An 18,123-nucleotide genomic window follows, 5' to 3' on the forward strand; every position below is an offset into this window, starting at 1 on the left:
GACCGTCACCGCGCCATCCGCAGGATTCGTCAGTGTCGCCGTAGGTGATGTTCGCCTTCGGTGACTGACGCATCCGCTGACAAGCTCACTGTGGTCACGTCTGAGTCATCATTGATGGTCGTCGTTGCTGCTGTTGGGTCTTTCACCAAGCTCTCGAAGTTGCCGCCCGTTGCATCAGTGATAGTCGCGGAAGCCGTATCGCCGCCTACGTATACATCATCACTTGCTGGAACCGTCGTGGTTCCTGAAGTCGCGCCATCAGCGATAGTGATCGTTGCACCATTGCTTAGCGTGACCGTCACCGCGCCATCCGCAGGATTCGTCCAGTGTCGCCGTGTAGGTGATGTTCTCGCCTTCGGTGACTGACGCATCCGCTGACAAGCTCACTGTGGTCACGTCTGAGTCATCATTGATGGTCGTCGTTGCTGCTGTTGGGTCTTTCACCAAGCTCTCGAAGTTGCCGCCCGTTGCATCAGTGATAGTCGCGGCCGTATCGCCGCCTACGTATACATCATCACTTGCTGGAACCGTCGTGGTTCCTGAAGTCGCGCCATCAGCGATAGTGATCGTTGCACCATTGCTTAGCGTGACCGTCACCGCGCCATCCGCAGGATTCGTCAGTGTCGCCGTGTAGGTGATGTTCTCGCCTTCGGTGACTGACGCATCCGCTGACAAGCTCACTGTGGTCACGTCTGAGTCATCATTGATGGTCGTCGTTGCTGCTGTTGGGTCTTTCACCAAGCTCTCGAAGTTGCCGCCCGTTGCATCAGTGATAGTCGCGGAAGCCGTATCGCCGCCTACGTATACATCATCACTTGCTGGAACCGTCGTGGTTCCTGAAGTCGCGCCATCAGCGATAGTGATCGTTGCACCATTGCTTAGCGTGACCGTCACCGCGCCATCCGCAGGATTCGTCAGTGTCGCCGTGTAGGTGATGTTCTCGCCTTCGGTGACTGACGCATCCGCTGACAAGCTCACTGTGGTCACGTCTGAGTCATCATTGATGGTCGTCGTTGCTGCTGTTGGGTCTTTCACCAAGCTCTCGAAGTTGCCGCCCGTTGCATCAGTGATAGTCGCTTGGAAGCCGTATCGCCGCCTACGTATACATCATCACTTGCTGGAACCGTCGTGGTTCCTGAAGTCGCGCCATCAGCGATAGTGATCGTTGCACCATTGCTTAGCGTGACCGTCACCGCGCCATCCGCAGGATTTCGTCAGTGTCGCCGTGTAGGTGATGTTCTCGCCTTCGGTGACTGACGCATCCGCTGACAAGCTCACTGTGGTCACGTCTGAGTCATCATTGATGGTCGTCGTTGCTGCTGTTGGGTCTTTCGCAAGCTCTCGAAGTTGCCGCCCGTTGCATCAGTGATAGTCGCGGAAGCCGTATCGCCGCCTACGTATACATCATCACTTGCTGGAACCGTCGTGGTTCCTGAAGTCGCGCCATCAGCGATAGTGATCGTTGCACCATTGCTTAGCGTGACCGTCACCGCGCCATCCGCAGGATTCGTCAGTGTCGCCATTGTAGGTGATGTTTCTCGCCTTCGGTGACTGACGCATCCGCCTGACAAGCTCACTGTGGTCACGTCTGAGTCATCATTGATGGTCGTCGTTGCTGCTGTTGGGTCTTTCACCAAGCTCTCGAAGTTGCCGCCCGTTGCATCAGTGATAGTCGCGAAGCCGTATCGCCGCCTACGTATACATCATCACTTGCTGGAACCGTCGTGGTTCCTGAAGTCGCGCCATCAGCGATGGTGATCGTTGCACCATTGCTTAGCGTGACCGTCACCGCGCCATCCGCAGGATTCGTCAGTGTCGCCGTGTAGGTGATGTTCTCGCCTTCGGTGACTGACGCATCCGCTGACAAGCTCACTGTGGTCACGTCTGAGTCATCATTGATGGTCGTCGTTGCTGCTGTTGGGTCTTTCACCAAGCTCTCGAAGTTGCCGCCCGTTGCATCAGTGATAGTCGCGGAAGCCGTATCGCCGCCTACGTATACATCATCACTTGCTGGAACCGTCGTGGTTCCTGAAGTCGCGCCATCAGCGATAGTGATCGTTGCACCATTGCTTAGCGTGACCGTCACCGCGCCATCCGCAGGATTCGTCAGTGTCGCCGTGTAGGTGATGTTCTCGCCTTCGGTGACTGACGCATCCGCTGACAAGCTCACTGTGGTCACGTCTGAGTCATCATTGATGGTCGTCGTTGCTGCTGTTGGGTCTTTCACCAAGCTCCGAAGTTGCCGCCCGTTGCATCAGTGATAGTCGCGGAAGCCGTATCGCCGCCTACGTATACATCATCACTTGCTGGAACCGTCGTGGTTCCTGAAGTCGCGCCATCAGCGATAGTGATCGTTGCACCATTGCTTAGCGTGACCGTCACCCGCGCCATCCGCAGGATTCGTCAGTGTCGCCGTGTAGGTGATGTTCTCGCCTTCGGTGACTGACGCATCCGCTGACAAGCTCACTGTGGTCACGTCTGAGTCATCATTGATGGTCGTCGTTGCTGCTGTTGGGTCTTTCACCAAGCTCTCGAAGTTGCCGCCCGTTGCATCAGTGATAGTCGCGGAAGCCGTATCGCCGCCTACGTATACATCATCTTGCTGGAACCGTCGTGGTTCCTGAAGTCGCGCCATCAGCGATAGTGATCGTTGCACCATTGCTTAGCGTGACCGTCACCGCGCCATCCGCAGGATTCGTCAGTGTCGCCGTGTAGGTGATGTTCTCGCCTTCGGTGACTGACGCATCCGCTGACAAGCTCACTGTGGTCACGTCTGAGTCATCATTGATGGTCGTCGTTGCTGCTGTTGGGTCTTTCACCAAGCTCTCGAAGTTGCCGCCCGTTGCATCAGTGATAGTCGCGGAAGCCGTATCGCCGCCTACGTATACATCATCACTTGCTGGAACCGTCGTGGTTCCTGAAGTCGCGCCATCAGCGATAGTGATCGTTGCACCATTGCTTAGCGTGACCGTCACCGCGCCATCCGCAGGATTCGTCAGTGTCGCCGTGTAGGTGATGTTCTCGCCTTCGGTGACTGACGCATCCGCTGACAAGCTCACTGTGGTCACGTCTGAGTCATCATTGATGGTCGTCGTTGCTGCTGTTGGGTCTTTCACCAAGCTCTCGAAGTTGCCGCCCGTTGCATCAGTGATAGTCGCGGAAGCCGTATCGCCGCCTACGTATACATCATCACTTGCTGGAACCGTCGTGGTTCCTGAAGTCGCGCCATCAGCGATAGTGATCGTTGCACCATTGCTTAGCGTGACCGTCACCGCGCCATCCGCAGGATTCGTCAGTGTCGCCGTGTAGGTGATGTTCTCGCCTTCGGTGACTGACGCATCCGCTGACAAGCTCACTGTGGTCACGTCTGAGTCATCATTGATGGTCGTCGTTGCTGCTGTTGGGTCTTTCACCAAGCTCTCGAAGTTGCCGCCCGTTGCATCAGTGATAGTCGCGGAAGCCGTATCGCCGCCTACGTATACATCATCACTTGCTGGAACCGTCGTGGTTCCTGAAGTCGCGCCATCAGCGATAGTGATCGTTGCACCATTGCTTAGCGTGACCGTCACCGCGCCATCCGCAGGATTCGTCAGTGTCGCCGTGTAGGTGATGTTCTCGCCTTCGGTGACTGACGCATCCGCTGACAAGCTCACTGTGGTCACGTCTGAGTCATCATTGATGGTCGTCGTTGCTGCTGTTGGGTCTTTCACCAAGCTCTCGAAGTTGCCGCCCGTTGCATCAGTGATAGTCGCGGAAGCCGTATCGCCGCCTACGTATACATCATCACTTGCTGGAACCGTCGTGGTTCCTGGTCGCGCCATCAGCGATAGTGATCGTTGCACCATTGCTTAGCGTGACCGTCACCGCGCCATCCGCAGAGTTCGTCAGTGTCGCCGTGTAGGTGATGTTCTCGCCTTCGGTGACTGACGCATCCGCTGACAAGCTCACTGTGGTCACGTCTGAGTCATCATTGATGGTCGTCGTTGCTGCTGTTGGGTCTTTCACCAAGCTCTCGAAGTTGCCGCCCGTTGCATCAGTGATAGTCGCGGAAGCCGTATCGCCGCCTACGTATACATCATCACTTGCTGGAACCGTCGTGGTTCCTGAAGTCGCGCCATCAGCGATAGTGATCGTTGCACCATTGCTTAGCGTGACCGTCACCGCGCCATCCGCAGGATTCGTCAGTGTCGCCGTGTAGGTGATGTTCTCGCCTTCGGTGACTGACGCATCCGCTGACAAGCTCACTGTGGTCACGTCTGAGTCATCATTGATGGTCGTCGTTGCTGCTGTTGGGTCTTTCACCAAGCTCTCGAAGTTGCCGCCCGTTGCATCAGTGATAGTCGCGGAAGCCGTATCGCCGCCTACGTATACATCATCACTTGCTGGAACCGTCGTGGTTCCTGAAGTCGCCATCAGCGATAGTGATCGTTGCACCATTGCTTAGCGTGACCGTCACCGCGCCATCCGCGGGATTCGTCAGTGTCGCCGTGTAGGTGATGTTCTCGCCTTCGGTGACTGACGCATCCGCTGACAAGCTCACTGTGGTCACGTCTGAGTCATCATTGATGGTCGTCGTTGCTGCTGTTGGGTCTTTCACCAAGCTCTCGAAGTTGCCGCCCGTTGCATCAGTGATAGTCGCGGAAGCCGTATCGCCGCCTACGTATACATCATCACTTGCTGGAACCGTCGTGGTTCCTGAAGTCGCGCCATCAGCGATAGTGATCGTTGCACCATTGCTTAGCGTGACCGTCACCGCGCCATCCGCAGGATTCGTCAGTGTCGCCGTGTAGGTGATGTTTCTCGCCTTCGGTGACGACGCATCCGCTGACAAGCTCACTGTGGTCACGTCTGAGTCATCATTGATGGTCGTCGTTGCTGCTGTTGGGTCTTTCACCAAGCTCTCGAAGTTGCCGCCCGTTGCATCAGTGATAGTCGCGGAAGCCGTATCGCCGCCTACGTATACATCATCACTTGCTGGAACCGTCGTGGTTCCTGAAGTCGCGCCATCAGCGATAGTGATCGTTGCACCATTGCTTAGCGTGACCGTCACCGCGCCATCCGCAGGATTCGTCAGTGTCGCCGTGTAGGTGATGTTCTCGCCTTCGGTGACTGACGCATCCGCTGACAAGCTCACTGTGGTCACGTCTGAGTCATCATTGATGGTCGTCGTTGCTGCTGTTGGGTCTTTCACCAAGCTCTCGAAGTTGCCGCCCGTTGCATCAGTGATAGTCGCGGAAGCCGTATCGCCGCCTACGTATACATCATCACTTGCTGGAACCGTCGTGGTTCCTGAAGTCGCGCCATCAGCGATAGTGATCGTTGCACCATTGCTTAGCGTGACCGTCACCGCGCCATCCGCAGGATTCGTCAGTGTCGCCGTGTAGGTGATGTTCTCGCCTTCGGTGACTGACGCATCCGCTGACAAGCTCACTGTGGTCACGTCTGAGTCATCATTGATGGTCGTCGTTGCTGCTGTTGGGTCTTTCACCAAGCTCTCGAAGTTGCCGCCCGTTGCATCAGTGATAGTCGCGGAAGCCGTATCGCCGCCTACGTATACATCATCACTTGCTGGAACCGTCGTGGTTCCTGAAGTCGCGCCATCAGCGATAGTGATCGTTGCACCATTGCTTAGCGTGACCGTCACCGCGCCATCCGCAGGATTCGTCAGTGTCGCCGTGTAGGTGATGTTCTCGCCTTCGGTGACTGACGCATCCGCTGACAAGCTCACTGTGGTCACGTCTGAGTCATCATTGATGGTCGTCGTTGCTGCTGTTGGGTCTTTCACCAAGCTCTCGAAGTTGCCGCCCGTTGCATCAGTGATAGTCGCGGAAGCCGTATCGCCGCCTACGTATACATCATCACTTGCTGGAACCGTCGTGGTTCCTGAAGTCGCGCCATCAGCGATAGTGATCGTTGCACCATTGCTTAGCGTGACCGTCACCGCGCCATCCGCAGGATTCGTCAGTGTCGCCGTGTAGGTGATGTTCTCGCCTTCGGTGACTGACGCATCCGCTGACAAGCTCACTGTGGTCACGTCTGAGTCATCATTGATGGTCGTCGTTGCTGCTGTTGGGTCTTTCACCAAGCTCTCGAAGTTGCCGCCCGTTGCATCAGTGATAGTCGCGGAAGCCGTATCGCCGCCTACGTATACATCATCACTTGCTGGAACCGTCGTGGTTCCTGAAGTCGCGCCATCAGCGATAGTGATCGTTGCACCATTGCTTAGCGTGACCGTCACCGCGCCATCCGCAGGATTCGTCAGTGTCGCCGTGTAGGTGATGTTCTCGCCTTCGGTGACTGACGCATCCGCTGACAAGCTCACTGTGGTCACGTCTGAGTCATCATTGATGGTCGTCGTTGCTGCTGTTGGGTCTTTCACCAAGCTCTCGAAGTTGCCGCCCGTTGCATCAGTGATAGTCGCGGAAGCCGTATCGCCGCCTACGTATACATCATCACTTGCTGGAACCGTCGTGGTTCCTGAAGTCGCGCCATCAGCGATAGTGATCGTTGCACCATTGCTTAGCGTGACCGTCACCGCGCCATCCGCAGGATTCGTCAGTGTCGCCGTGTAGGTGATGTTCTCGCCTTCGGTGACTGACGCATCCGCTGACAAGCTCACTGTGGTGGTATCGATAACAGGCGTAACCCCAACATCAACAGCTACAACATCCGTACCGCCTTCACCATCCCTGATAACGACTGTAAAACTGTCAGAACCGTTGTAGTTTTCGTCTGGCGTGTAGGTCCAATTACCATTTTCATCGACAATTACAGAGCCATTTGACGGTTCTGTACCTTTTGCGAATGTTAGCGAGTCGCCGTCTGCATCTGTTGCGTTTAGCGTGCCGCTTACTGGAATGTCTTCGTCGGTGGTTACTGAAACATCATTACCAACAGGGGCATCATTGACAGGAGCAACACCAATGTTAACCGTGATTGTATCCGTACCACCTTGGCCGTCGGATACAACAACCGTAAAGCTGTCATCGCCGTTGTAATTTTCATTAGGTGTGTAAGTCCAGTCGCCATTGTCATCGACGACGACAGTTCCGTTTGATGGATCTGTCGCTTTGGTGAAAGATAGAGAATCACCATCTTCGTCTGAGGCTGAAAGTGTTCCGTTTACTGGTGTGTCTTCATTTGTTGTAAAAGAGACAGTGTCACCGGATGGAGAGTTATTATTATCAACAAAAGTAGGTTCATTATTAGGTTGTTCAAACGAACGGAAGGCATCGAGGAGACTGAGGCTTTGAGTACGAGACATACCTAACGCTTCAAAACCTGTGGTTACGAATTCGGTACCTGGAATAGATTCTTCACCATCACGCTCGATCGTTCCACTAGTACCTAAGCTTGAACCATTCTGACCTGCAGCAGTCGCGAACTCTTCACCGAGTTCTGTTGGGTCTTCGCCTTCTTCTAATGCAGCAAAAATATTTGCGATATCTTGGTCAAGTTCAACTTCCCCCCCTTCTTCTAGTGAAAAGCGTTTCACTGATACCTGAGGATTATCGGATTCGTTTGAGGATTCAAGAACAACATCCCCTGCTTGGAGTGGTTGTCCTTCATCTAGGATTTTAATCGTACCATCTACCGAGATAACAATGCGCTGGCCGAGTGCTATAGCACCAGCCAAATTCAGTGTTGTCATATCCATATAAACCTCTAAAAACCCATTTTTGTCATTAACGTCAAAATAGTGACATCATATTTATAATATTAGTTAAAATATAACATCGAAAGTCATATAATTCATAGTTATGAATAGACTATTTAACAACATCAGATACAGGGTAATGACAATGATCACATCAAGTGACAATATAGGTGCTCTATCAATCAATATAAGTTATTGTGTTAGCGCAAGATAATTCGAATATTAACGTAAGATTTAAGTGCTCAAAAACATCATAAAACGCACAGCGATCGGTTAACAATTTTACAACTATTTACGGCAGCAATTTTAGCGATCGTGATTTTTTTGACGGTTCATCTGAATTTTGTATACAAGCGACCAAGCTACAGATTTAGATACTGGCCTATTTTGGGGAGATGGAAATTGAACTGGATTCAAACGACTACATTAGGATTGGCGATATCGCTGAGTTTACCGGCGAGCGCACAAACCTTAGAGCAGGCCGTAGCGTTTACTTTAGAAAGTAACCCTGAAATTAAAAGTGCTTACAATGAATACATTAGTAAACGCTATCTGAACGATGCCTCTGGCGGAGCTTACCGTCCAAGTATCGATTTAGATGGTGGGATTGGTTATGAGCATACCGACCTAGCAACTAATGCAGACACGACAGACCTTACTCGAAAAGAAGCCACGATTACGCTAACCCAACTGATTTGGGATGGCGCGAATACATCAAATGATATAGATCGTACCGCAGCTGATGCAGAATCTGTGCGTTACCAATTGCTGTCTAATGCTCAAGATATCGCATTAGAAGTGACTAAAGTTTACCTCGATGCAGTCAAAGCATACGAAGTGCTTTCGCTTTCAGAGAACAATCTAGCGACACACAAAGAGATATACAGCGATATTCGTAAACGCGTTGAATCAGGTATTGGCTCAACAGCAGATATGTCTCAAGTAGAGGCTCGTATTGCAAAAGCACACGGCAACCTACTCGCGGCTCAAAATAACCTGTTTGATACCCACACTCAATTCAAGAGACTTGTTGGTCAATCTCCGCTAGGGCTCACCTTCCCTCGCGCAGATGCAGGTGCTATTCCATACACAGTCGATGGAGCCCTTGCCAAGGCTTTTAACCAGCATCCCGTGATTAAAATTGCACAAGCCGATGTAGACTCTGCGAAGTTTCAATATAAACAATCGAAGAGCACCAACTACCCGACCGTTTCTTTTGAAGCGGCTCAAACCTGGCGTGATGATGCCGGTGGTACAGAAGGTAGCAGTGATGAATTCTCTGCCATGGTTCGCTTAAGATATAACCTTTACAACGGTGGGTCTGATCAAGACCGTGCTGAAAGTGCCGCTTACCAACTCAACAAGGCCAAAGATCTTCGCGAGAGTACCTACCGCAATGTAGAAGAGAGCTTGCGTCTTTCATGGAGCGCATTGGATTTGACCGTTCAGCAAAAAGAGTTCCTATCTGACCACGTAGACTCAGCATCAGATACGGTTATCTCGTATGAGAAACAATACCGAATCGGTAAGCGAACCCTTCTCGATTTACTTAACACTGAGAATGAGTTGTTTGAAGCTCGCAAAGGCTATTTGGATGCTAAGTATGACGAACAATACGCAAAATATCGCGTAATGAACGCAACGGGCAACCTGTTGATCGGTTTGCGAGTTGAAATCCCTGAAGAATGGAATGAGAAGGTGGAATATTAATGAAGCTTACAAACACAGTATTATCGCTTTGCTTCATGGTTGTATCTACCACTGCTTTAGCTGAAAACAATGAAGACGAATTTGAATATCGCGCTCTCCCGCCTGTCACTCAAATTTACGATCTGCAAGATGATGACAACGATGGTGTAATCAATGCACGTGATTTATGCCCCGATACACAAATTGGTGCTGAGATAGATAACGACGGTTGTGGTTCATATTTCGAATCCTCGGAGAAGAAAGAGCTCCACATACTCTTCGCCAATAACTCTACGGAAATTAACCCGGCTTTCCTTACCCAGATACGCCAGATGGCTGCATTTTTGAAGCGCTATGAAAGTACGACCATCGAGTTACAAGGTTATGCCAGCAAGGTGGGTAATGCCGCACACAACTTGAAGCTATCTAAACAACGAGCATCGAATGTAAGGCGCGCACTGATCAGTAACGGCATTCAGCCTTCGAGAGTCAACATCGTTGGTCATGGTGATGTTGAGTTCAGTAGTGATGACACCGAAATCAACCATGCACTTCACCGAAAAGTGGTCGCTTCTGTGGCTGGATTCAAAGGTAACATCAAAGAAGAATGGCATATCTTCACTAAAATTAAAAAGTAGCTTCAATACTACTTTTACCATACTGAAACGTTATCTTAAGTTAACGTTTCAGTATGGTGATAATTCCTTGAATAGCATATACCTAAGCCGTCTATAATGTTAATCTTGCCTCGTTATCAACATAGAGAATTAATCCATGAGCAAACTAACAGCTGATACTCAAGCAAATCTAGAACTTTTCGTTTCTGAAACACAAGAAACTAAACTGGTATGGGGCCTTCGCAATGAAGAAGGTTGGCTAGCATGTGACTCAAGTGAATTCGAAAACAGCGAAGTGATGCCTTTCTGGTCTTCGAAAGAAGACGCTCAAACTCACAACGTTGAAGAGTGGGCTGACTTTGAAGTACTAGAAATTCCACTAGATATCTTTGTAGAAGATTGGTTACTGACTCTTGCTGAAGATGGCGTTCTTGTTGGTATTAACTGGAATGCAACACTAGAAGGCAAAGAGCTTGAGCCTTCTGATCTAGCGAAATTATACATCTAATTTCAAATATCGGTCGTGCGAATACGTACGGCCGATATACCTCTGATAATACTCGTTAAATTAGAGATCCACCTCGCACAACCTCCTGCATACGTCGCCCAAAAATTGAAGCAACATCAAATTAATCATAGAATATCGTTCTTTATCTGACTGATACTTTCTTGTGATTCACTCTGCTTTCGTTACCTTTCTTCTTCTCATTAGTTTTAATTCTTATAGCCAAGTATCGACTTCAGATCGTGACCACAAGTCATCCATTTATTCTTCCAATTTAGACGCTAACACCACTCCCAACGCTGATTGGAATGCGCTTTACCTCTCGACTTTGAACCACTCTCCTGAGCGTGCGTTAAACATGCTGCAAACACGTTATACGAGCTCAACGGTTTACGGAGATAAACTTTACCTATCGTCTCTTTTGTATCAATACATGACTCATCGCGACCAACCATTCTATGGTATAGCTTCAAATGACAGCGAATATCAAGCAATTGAAGAAGCGTTTATTTCTGCTCTGATGAAAGACGGCAAAGGTCAATATGAAGAGGCACAACAAGGCTTTTTGACCCTGTTAGCGAAGATGCAATCGCGCAGCGATTTAACGGGAAGAGCGCTACTGAAATACCAACTATGCCGATCCCTAAATGAACAAGCAAAATATCATCAAGCGAACTATTACTGCTCCGCTCTTCAATCCGATCTGCATAACATCGCTGACCCAGTATTACCAAAATTTGGGACTTATCGAGTCATCGCCAACAATCACCATTTCCGAAGTGACTATCAAGCAGCGCTAAGCACCTACCTCGCATTGATTAATGTATTCCCACAAGGGCATGATATTTCAGGGATATACAATGATGTGGGTAATTTACTCAAAGAACTAAAGCAATACGATAAATCGGCGCAGTACTTAGAAGAAGCGCTGGTACTCAGGGCTGATGCTTCCGATTTAATGAAAGCTCAAGTGCATCATAGCTTAGCTGACCTGTATCTAAATCAAGGTCAAAGTAATCTAGCGATTACCCATTTTAAGCAAGCTAAAGTGTTACTGAGTACATCATCTCATAGCTACGGCATCGCTCTAACCAACCTTGGTTTGGGTAAGGCTTACACACAAACCAATGACTATGATCTAGCAAGAAACTATTTAGTCGACTCTCTTTCTGCTTCCAGCGAGCTCAACAACGACGTCATTCGAATCAACGCTTATTTGGCAATCAGCGATATGTTCGAAGAGCAAAAACTAATGGAAGAAGCGCTCAATTATGCACAACAAGCGTTAGAGTTAGCTGAACAAGTTACTAGACATAAATACATCGCAGGGGCTCTTCTTCAGCTTTCTGATATTCATCAATCACTGGGCGATTACCAGCAAGCGTTTTACTTCTACCAACGCTACTCGTCCATACAGATGGAAGCACGAGACATTGATAACCGATTAGCCTTTGAAGCACTGGACCTCACGCACGCAAAATATGAGCAAGAGTTAGAAAGCTCCTTTCTGACACATCAGACGAAACTCGACCGCCTTCAAATTGAAAAGATGGAGCATCAAAGGTGGATGTACAACATCATTGTGATTCTGTTGTTATGTGCTGCGAGCTTTACGGTATTGGTGAACAGAACAGTTCGTGCTAAAGCAGCCATTGACGCAATGACCAAAGCATATGGCCGCACCGAAATAATACGAAGAATTAAGCGAGTAAAACGCTGTCCAGGCAAGGAAAAGCAACACGTGCTTGTTTTGCTCGACCTAGATAAGTTTAAAAAGATAAATGACCAACATGGCCACCCTACTGGCGACAAAGCACTAGTTCATGTTAGTCAGCAAATAAGAAAGCACTTAATGAATGGTGAATTGTTTGGCCGTTTAGGCGGCGAAGAGTTTGTCATCATGCTGACCGATACAAAGCCTTCTGAAGTACGGGAGCGTGTTGAGGAGTTGCACTACGCCATATCAAGCACTGTCTTCTTATCAGAAAGCAAAAAGCCACTTAATGTGACCGCGAGCTTTGCTTACCTAGCAACCTCAAACGCATTAAGTGACTTTGATGACTTGTACTCAGTTCTTGACCAAGCACTTTATCAAGCGAAGAGTAATGGCCGAAACTGCATCATCGATGCCTATAACGACCCAATAGACTTACCTGATGTTATTTATTCTCAGCCTGTTTGCGAACCAACTCAGCCATGATGCTTTCACGGTCACCGAGGTAATCATTAAGGCCTACTTTACGTAATTCACACGCAGGGCAATCGCCACAACCACTGCCGATAATGCCGTTGTAGCAAGTCAGGGTTTTGTTGCGAACAAGCTCAAGTGCTGAGTATTGGTCGGCCAACGCCCATGTCTCAGCCTTGTTCAGCCACATCAGTGGTGTTTTGATATCAAGCTGCTTGTCCATGCCTTGCACTAACGCAGAGTTCATCGCTTTTACGAAATCATTACGGCAATCTGGGTAGCCAGAGAAGTCAGTCTCACACACACCGGTAATCACAGTTTCAGCGCCGATCTGGTACGCATAAATACCTGCCAGCGTTAAGAAAAGAATATTACGACCAGGAACGAATGAGTTCGGTAAACCATTCTCTTGAAGCTCGTGTGAGACAGGAATATCGTCACGTGTTAGAGAGCTGATCGCTAGCTCATTCAACAGAGTCACATCCATCACTTTATGTGCTTTCACACCCAGTTCTTTTGACAATGACTCAGCCACTTCAATCTCTAACCTATGGCGCTGACCATAATCAAATGTAATCGCATGAACCTCGTCATACTCTTTTAATGCTTGAACAAGACATGTTGTTGAGTCTTGACCACCACTGAATACTACCACTGCTTTTTTCATTTTCATTCCTACCTAAAACTGACGAGCTATCTACAATCTAACCGACTATGCGATCTAACCTACTACGCGATGCTCAAATACTTGTGAGTTTGGATTGATAAACGCCAATTGCGCTCAATGCAGGTATCAATACAAAGCTGTGTCGCGCGATCTTTTTGGCTAATCGGTTGCAATGCGATCACAGTGTCGCTCGAAACAGCCGCTCGCTCTAGTAAACCATCTAGCTGTTCGATGTCTTTTCCGGTTCCTACTGGATGTTTAATCTCGTTAGCGCGTCGTAAGGCACTGTCTAAGATTTCCAGTTTCGCTTTCATTGCTACTTTTGGTGACACCGTAACCCACGTATTGCTTGTTGCTTTAACTTCTGATGTACCGCTAGTCTCAATCTGACAACGACAACCGTGTTGCTCAAACGCTTCAGTAAGAGGGACAAGATCATAAATGCACGGCTCACCACCAGTAATTACAATGTGCTTAGCCGTGTAACCTTGCTTGATGTATTCATTGACGATTCCTTGGGCATCAATGGCTGACCAAGTGGGTGAATCCTCTGTCTTAACCATGATATCGCCAAGGCTAGTTTCATCTTCTGGCAATGCATCCCAAGTCTGTTTGGTGTCGCACCAAGAACAGCCAACTGGACAAATTTGCAGACGAACAAAAACAGCAGGAACGCCAGTAAACACGCCCTCGCCTTGGATGGTTTCAAACATTTCATTAATCTTGTACAACTTTCCCTCAGCTCAATCATTTGATGAAATTAATCAACCGCAGACCTTAAAGCACTTACCTCTTTTGGTCAAACAAATGAGTACTGATAAATCAGTTGATCAAAGCCCTAGCCTGAAGTTTCAAGTTCCCTTATCCTTTCGCCCATTAGATTTCGTTAGCTTTTAATTTTTTAGTAAGGAACAACATGTACAAACTGATTGCTCTTGATATGGATGGCACACTGCTTAACAGTGAAAAAGTGATTTCTCAAGAGAACAAAGACGCGATTGCTAAAGCTCGTGCTGCAGGTGTGAAAGTGGTTCTGGCTTCTGGTCGCCCTTTAGAAGGCATGCAGAGTAAGCTAGATGAGCTATCAATCAACGGTGAAGATGATTTTGTGCTCTTCTACAACGGCTCTATGGTTCAGAATGTATCGACAAAAGAGATCATTCACAGCGAAATCAGCAATGGTAAAGCCGCGAAAGAAATCGCAGCACTTGCTAAACAACTTGGTGGTTACGTTCATGCATTCAGCAAGGTTCATGGTTTGATTACGCCAGAGAACAACGAATACACTGGCATTGAAGCGCGCATTAATGGTTTAGAAATTACCGAGTTCGACTTTTCTCAACTAGAAGACGACCACGAAATCATCAAGACCATGATTGTTGCTGAGCCAAGCAAGTTGACCGAAATCATCAGCAAGTTGCCACAAGAACTTAAAACTCAGTTTACCATCGTGCAAAGTGCGCCCTTCTTCTTAGAGTTCTTAAACCCAAATTCAAACAAAGGCGTGGGTATTGAAGCGATTGCTAAGCACTTGGGTATTAAAGCCGAAGAAGTGATCTGTATGGGAGACGCTGAGAACGACCACCATATGCTTGAATACGCGGGCCTTGGTATTGCAATGGATAACGCAATGGAAGAAACCAAGAAGCTAGCTGACTACATTACAGCAAGCAATGATGACCAAGGTGTAGCTGTTGCGATTGAAAAGTTTATCTTCAACTCATAAGCATTTTCGATAGTGTATCGTTGAAGCAAAGAAGGCTGTGCAGTGCACAGCCTTCTTTTATTTAACACGAGTGGTTTAACTATTTCCTAGCCCAAGGCAGACGGAATGCGACAACACCAAATAGAATCAAGATTGGGAAACGTAGCGTTTCAACAATAAATGAAGCGATGCCACTAAAAGAGACAAAGCTCCCAGCCCAACTGATCAACAGGTTACCAGCAAGTAACATCGCAATAACCCCAACCACGACCTTAAATGAGAACTGACCGGCCAAAGGCTTTGAATCCGTTAACGTCACTAAACAAGCAATCGTCATCAAAATAGCCACCCAGAATGAGAAGGTTGGCAATGGCCAGATAACGGTTAGAACAATTGATAGCAGGCACAGCCCCCACCAAACACCTTTAGAGCTCAATAACACACTGATATCAACATCAGGCTTAGTGTCTAACCTCACGATATGCCACGTTGTTAGCGCACCTAATATACCTCCCATCAAGACATCGCTAAAGAAAGCACTACCTGAGTAAGACTTAAACAACATAATCCAAAGCAGGCCTGCGAGCACAATCAACAACGATTTTTGTTCAAATAGGCGTTTAAGCTTCCAAAGCACCAACAAAGTTAAACTAACCCATAGAGCCGCTAGTTGACTTGGAAAACTATAGCCACTGCTCATCACTAATTTCAGTGTTGGAAGATAAGCGTGCGGGCGTGGAAAGCCAAAGCCTTGGTGAGCAATTAGCGTAAGCAGCGTTACTGATATCAACGTAAAACCAAACTTCAACGCAAAGTTACGGCCAAAATGCCAAGCAATTAACGGCAATATGATGATGAAAAACCAAGGCTTTGCGAGCAAGTCAGTCAAAAGTACCGTATTAGAAAACACACTCGGTAAATTATCGAACGTGTTTTGAAGTGAAACAATCCAGCTCAATTCAACTTGATGAACTTTCGGCGCAGCGCCCACCAGCTCAGTCACATAAGTCACTGGCTGATCCGTCGCGGAAAGAAACAGTTCGTTAATCTCAGACCATTGTTCTGGGTAACGGTATTGGTTTGCTTCCAACTCAGTAGGAGGAAGTAACATCGCTCTGCTGACCTCGACTCCATAGTGAGGAGCAAACCAGATAGGAAGTTCAAAACCACCTAGCTCATTTCGAGCTTGATAACTGATTACTTCAGAATCAGAGACACAATCAAACACAACGGCGCTGTCGGTGTAACCTAACACATCACCAACTGTGACAGACAAACCGGCCTCTTCCCAAGTTTCACGTTGCGCTGCAATGGCTGGCGGCTCACCAGAAACAACTGTGCCACCCGGCAGAGATAATTGACCTGTGATCAGTTCATCAACCAACACAATTTGGTTATCTGCACGCACTACACATAAGGCGCCCGCAATATGATCAGGCAAGGTGTTGCTCGCCCAAGCGGAAGTAGTGCTCAAAAGAGAAATAATAAGAACTAATAAATATCGAATAACCAACGAATTTACCTAAAAATAATAGAAAAAAATAAAGACTGCTAATACATCGAGCCTAGGGTCTGCTGATCTTTTGTGGTGAGATTTTGTTCGAGATAAAATCGTTTTAGGCGCGGCGAAGAGTATGTAGCCTAGTCATTCTAAGCAAATAGTCTTCAACAAAGAATAAAACGGTTTTAGCCGAACCCTTCGGGCAGCATTTGTGGTTCATTTCTAATGCATTATCGGTTTTCATCTAGCCTAGCTATGATGCCAAAGCCTCTGCCTTGTATGAATACTCCACAAAGTGCTGCAAAAATCAGCGCGGAAGGTCAACAGACCCTATTGTAATTAAATCCACACAAAACCGCTGTCTATGTTTTATTCAAAGCCTTCCTCATCCATTGAATGTGAGGTGTGAACCCCATTTTTTGATAGAAGTCCTTGGCAGGTGAATTAAAGTCCCAAACCTCAACAAAAACCTGAGTCACTCCGTAGTCTTCAAAAGTAGACTCGACACGATTAAACAGCATCTGGGCAACTTCTGCTTTTCGATATTCAGGCAAAACAAAAAGTTCATCGACACTGCCCATTTGAACCGGTTTGCTCACGGTAGAAATTAGCTCACAAAAATGTCCCGAAATGAAACCAACAATCAGTTCACCTCTTAACGCCACATACACCAAGCATTCAGGGTCATCCAAGTATCTTGCTATACTCTTCTCCTGCTCTATCTCTTCTGCTGTTTTAAAGTGCTCGGGACAGGCAATGTGATGATGGTGGTGAAGATCGAACATTAACTCGTTAAGTTGCTCGAGATCGGTATGCTTTGCAGCCCTTAAAGTGACGTTCATGACAAGTACGTTTCTAAAACCCAATTAATATCTAAACAGAGTCTAGTTTACTTGCAGTGAGTATCTATACAAGCTATTGAATTAATTCGTTGTTTGAACTGGGGGTTTTAAATACAAAAATGGCCACATAAAGTGACCATTTTTGATTTGGATTAAATTGATTAAGCGTGAATCAGAAAGCTGACGTTATGCACCGTTGTCGTCTTTCTCTTCTTTGAGATCAGCAAGCTGCTGCTCCAGTTCAATAAGCTTAATTTCTGCTTCGACTTCTGCAACTCGCTTTTCAGCGTCAGTACGATTGTCTTGTGCTAGACCGTCTGCCGTCACTTGAGTTCGTTGAGCATTTCGCGCGTCGTCTGTATCTTTCATCGAACCCGCAACACCACCAGTCACACCACCTAACGCTGCGCCTTTCACGGCTAGGCTCGCGTCTCCAGTCAAAGCGCCAGCTGTCGCACCTAGTAAAGCACCACCAACTGCGCCACGGTTACGTGCTGCGTTTTCATTTTCGTTATCCATTGCTGGTGATGCACAACCAGAAAGAGTCACAATCAGTGTCGCTAAAAGGAAAGGTTTAGTGAATTTCATAGGAGTCTCGCTTAGTTCTTCGTTTGGAATGAAGCCATCTTAAATAGAAGCGCTATCGAGATAAATAAAGCCAAGTTTAGACGATACATAATGTTCAGCTATGTATCATTCAACCAACACATAGTTGAAGCGTGACATATGCCTTTGATACGAGTTGCTCCACC

Annotated in this window: 19 protein-coding genes and 1 pseudogene; 5 read left to right on the plus strand and 15 right to left on the minus strand. The window is 47.9% G+C overall.

Annotated features, from left to right (window positions below; all coding sequences use genetic code 11):
* Positions 1–29 precede the first annotated feature (29 nt).
* The 10 genes and pseudogenes from ITG10_RS00005 to ITG10_RS00050 all read right to left on the minus strand — a co-directional run bounded on the left by ITG10_RS00005 (position 30) and on the right by ITG10_RS00050 (position 7,657).
* Positions 30–302 carry an immunoglobulin-like domain-containing protein gene (locus tag ITG10_RS00005; RefSeq protein WP_248386590.1) on the minus strand — a complete coding sequence of 91 codons (273 nt, stop codon included), beginning with the start codon at positions 300–302 and terminating at the stop codon, positions 30–32.
* The gene (locus ITG10_RS00010; protein ID WP_248386591.1) at positions 259–1,035 is read right to left on the minus strand and encodes an immunoglobulin-like domain-containing protein; all 777 of its coding nucleotides are present in this window, start codon (positions 1,033–1,035) and stop codon (positions 259–261) included. Before ITG10_RS00010 ends, ITG10_RS00005 begins: the two co-directional genes overlap by 44 nt.
* Entirely contained in the window at positions 1,032–1,193 is a 162-nt protein-coding gene (locus tag ITG10_RS00015) for an immunoglobulin-like domain-containing protein (RefSeq protein ID WP_248386592.1), read from the minus strand. The genes ITG10_RS00010 and ITG10_RS00015 overlap by 4 nt, the downstream gene beginning before the upstream one ends.
* Positions 1,150–1,287 (minus strand): immunoglobulin-like domain-containing protein, encoded by a 138-nt coding sequence (locus tag ITG10_RS26405; protein ID WP_348983562.1) that lies wholly within the window; start codon positions 1,285–1,287, stop codon positions 1,150–1,152. The genes ITG10_RS00015 and ITG10_RS26405 overlap by 44 nt, the downstream gene beginning before the upstream one ends.
* Positions 1,284–1,634, minus strand: coding sequence for an immunoglobulin-like domain-containing protein (locus ITG10_RS00020; protein ID WP_248386593.1), 351 nt, complete (start codon positions 1,632–1,634; stop codon positions 1,284–1,286). Before ITG10_RS00020 ends, ITG10_RS26405 begins: the two co-directional genes overlap by 4 nt.
* A complete protein-coding gene (locus ITG10_RS00025) occupies positions 1,631–2,227 on the minus strand; it encodes an immunoglobulin-like domain-containing protein (protein ID WP_248386594.1) in 597 nt (198 codons plus the stop codon). Before ITG10_RS00025 ends, ITG10_RS00020 begins: the two co-directional genes overlap by 4 nt.
* The gene (locus tag ITG10_RS00030) at positions 2,224–2,382 is read right to left on the minus strand and encodes an immunoglobulin-like domain-containing protein (protein ID WP_248386595.1); all 159 of its coding nucleotides are present in this window, start codon (positions 2,380–2,382) and stop codon (positions 2,224–2,226) included. Before ITG10_RS00030 ends, ITG10_RS00025 begins: the two co-directional genes overlap by 4 nt.
* A complete protein-coding gene (locus ITG10_RS26410; protein ID WP_348983563.1) occupies positions 2,339–2,524 on the minus strand; it encodes an immunoglobulin-like domain-containing protein in 186 nt (61 codons plus the stop codon). The genes ITG10_RS00030 and ITG10_RS26410 overlap by 44 nt, the downstream gene beginning before the upstream one ends.
* Positions 2,487–4,437 (minus strand): annotated as a pseudogene (locus tag ITG10_RS26415) (immunoglobulin-like domain-containing protein). Before ITG10_RS26415 ends, ITG10_RS26410 begins: the two are co-directional and overlap by 38 nt.
* Positions 4,376–7,657, minus strand: coding sequence for an immunoglobulin-like domain-containing protein (locus tag ITG10_RS00050; RefSeq protein ID WP_248386599.1), 3,282 nt, complete (start codon positions 7,655–7,657; stop codon positions 4,376–4,378). Before ITG10_RS00050 ends, ITG10_RS26415 begins: the two are co-directional and overlap by 62 nt.
* A 402-nt stretch (positions 7,658–8,059) precedes the next feature.
* On the opposite strand from ITG10_RS00050, the gene ITG10_RS00055 reads away from it, so the two are divergent.
* The 4 genes from ITG10_RS00055 (at position 8,060) to ITG10_RS00070 (ending at position 12,668) form a co-directional block, all read left to right on the plus strand.
* Positions 8,060–9,367 carry a TolC family outer membrane protein gene (locus tag ITG10_RS00055; protein WP_026084220.1) on the plus strand — a complete coding sequence of 436 codons (1,308 nt, stop codon included), beginning with the start codon at positions 8,060–8,062 and terminating at the stop codon, positions 9,365–9,367.
* The gene (locus ITG10_RS00060; protein ID WP_017630620.1) at positions 9,367–9,984 is read left to right on the plus strand and encodes an OmpA family protein; all 618 of its coding nucleotides are present in this window, start codon (positions 9,367–9,369) and stop codon (positions 9,982–9,984) included. The genes ITG10_RS00055 and ITG10_RS00060 overlap by 1 nt, the downstream gene beginning before the upstream one ends.
* A 136-nt stretch (positions 9,985–10,120) precedes the next feature.
* Positions 10,121–10,471: a DUF2750 domain-containing protein gene (locus ITG10_RS00065; protein ID WP_012603863.1), complete on the plus strand. Its 351-nt coding sequence runs from the start codon at positions 10,121–10,123 to the stop codon at positions 10,469–10,471.
* Between the two features lie 163 nt (positions 10,472–10,634).
* The gene (locus ITG10_RS00070; protein ID WP_017630621.1) at positions 10,635–12,668 is read left to right on the plus strand and encodes a diguanylate cyclase; all 2,034 of its coding nucleotides are present in this window, start codon (positions 10,635–10,637) and stop codon (positions 12,666–12,668) included.
* On the opposite strand, the gene queC is transcribed toward ITG10_RS00070, so the two are convergent.
* The gene (queC, locus tag ITG10_RS00075) at positions 12,628–13,323 is read right to left on the minus strand and encodes a 7-cyano-7-deazaguanine synthase QueC (protein ID WP_017630622.1); all 696 of its coding nucleotides are present in this window, start codon (positions 13,321–13,323) and stop codon (positions 12,628–12,630) included. The genes ITG10_RS00070 and queC overlap by 41 nt on opposite strands.
* 62 nt (positions 13,324–13,385) lie before the next feature.
* On the minus strand, positions 13,386–14,054 hold the full coding sequence (gene queE / locus ITG10_RS00080) for a 7-carboxy-7-deazaguanine synthase QueE (RefSeq protein WP_346962598.1): 669 nt from the start codon (positions 14,052–14,054) through the stop codon (positions 13,386–13,388).
* Positions 14,055–14,239: 185 nt separating this feature from the next.
* On the opposite strand from queE, the gene ITG10_RS00085 reads away from it, so the two are divergent.
* Positions 14,240–15,049 (plus strand): Cof-type HAD-IIB family hydrolase, encoded by an 810-nt coding sequence (locus ITG10_RS00085; RefSeq protein ID WP_248386600.1) that lies wholly within the window; start codon positions 14,240–14,242, stop codon positions 15,047–15,049.
* A gap of 79 nt (positions 15,050–15,128) precedes the next feature.
* On the opposite strand, the gene ITG10_RS00090 is transcribed toward ITG10_RS00085, so the two are convergent.
* From ITG10_RS00090 to ITG10_RS00100, 3 genes are all read right to left on the minus strand, one after another.
* Positions 15,129–16,541 carry a phosphatase PAP2 family protein gene (locus ITG10_RS00090; protein WP_248386602.1) on the minus strand — a complete coding sequence of 471 codons (1,413 nt, stop codon included), beginning with the start codon at positions 16,539–16,541 and terminating at the stop codon, positions 15,129–15,131.
* Between the two features lie 350 nt (positions 16,542–16,891).
* The gene (locus ITG10_RS00095; RefSeq protein WP_017631230.1) at positions 16,892–17,371 is read right to left on the minus strand and encodes a GNAT family N-acetyltransferase; all 480 of its coding nucleotides are present in this window, start codon (positions 17,369–17,371) and stop codon (positions 16,892–16,894) included.
* 186 nt (positions 17,372–17,557) lie between these two features.
* Positions 17,558–17,959 carry a glycine zipper domain-containing protein gene (locus ITG10_RS00100; RefSeq protein WP_017631231.1) on the minus strand — a complete coding sequence of 134 codons (402 nt, stop codon included), beginning with the start codon at positions 17,957–17,959 and terminating at the stop codon, positions 17,558–17,560.
* Positions 17,960–18,123 lie beyond the last annotated feature (164 nt).

This window comes from Vibrio sp. ED004, assembly GCF_023206395.1.
Taxonomy (GTDB): Bacteria; Pseudomonadota; Gammaproteobacteria; order Enterobacterales; family Vibrionaceae; genus Vibrio.

What these genes read in the sequence shown, in the direction of transcription:
- ITG10_RS00065 (WP_012603863.1), top strand. Translation starts at nt 10,121, where the DNA reads ATGAGCAAACTAACAGCTGATACTCAAGCAAATCTAGAACTTTTCGTT.
- queC (WP_017630622.1), bottom strand. Translation starts at nt 13,323, where the DNA reads ATGAAAAAAGCAGTGGTAGTATTCAGTGGTGGTCAAGACTCAACAACA.
- ITG10_RS00095 (WP_017631230.1), bottom strand. Translation starts at nt 17,371, where the DNA reads ATGAACGTCACTTTAAGGGCTGCAAAGCATACCGATCTCGAGCAACTT.
- ITG10_RS00060 (WP_017630620.1), top strand. Translation starts at nt 9,367, where the DNA reads ATGAAGCTTACAAACACAGTATTATCGCTTTGCTTCATGGTTGTATCT.
- ITG10_RS00100 (WP_017631231.1), bottom strand. Translation starts at nt 17,959, where the DNA reads ATGAAATTCACTAAACCTTTCCTTTTAGCGACACTGATTGTGACTCTT.
- ITG10_RS00050 (WP_248386599.1), bottom strand. Translation starts at nt 7,657, where the DNA reads ATGGATATGACAACACTGAATTTGGCTGGTGCTATAGCACTCGGCCAG.
- ITG10_RS00085 (WP_248386600.1), top strand. Translation starts at nt 14,240, where the DNA reads ATGTACAAACTGATTGCTCTTGATATGGATGGCACACTGCTTAACAGT.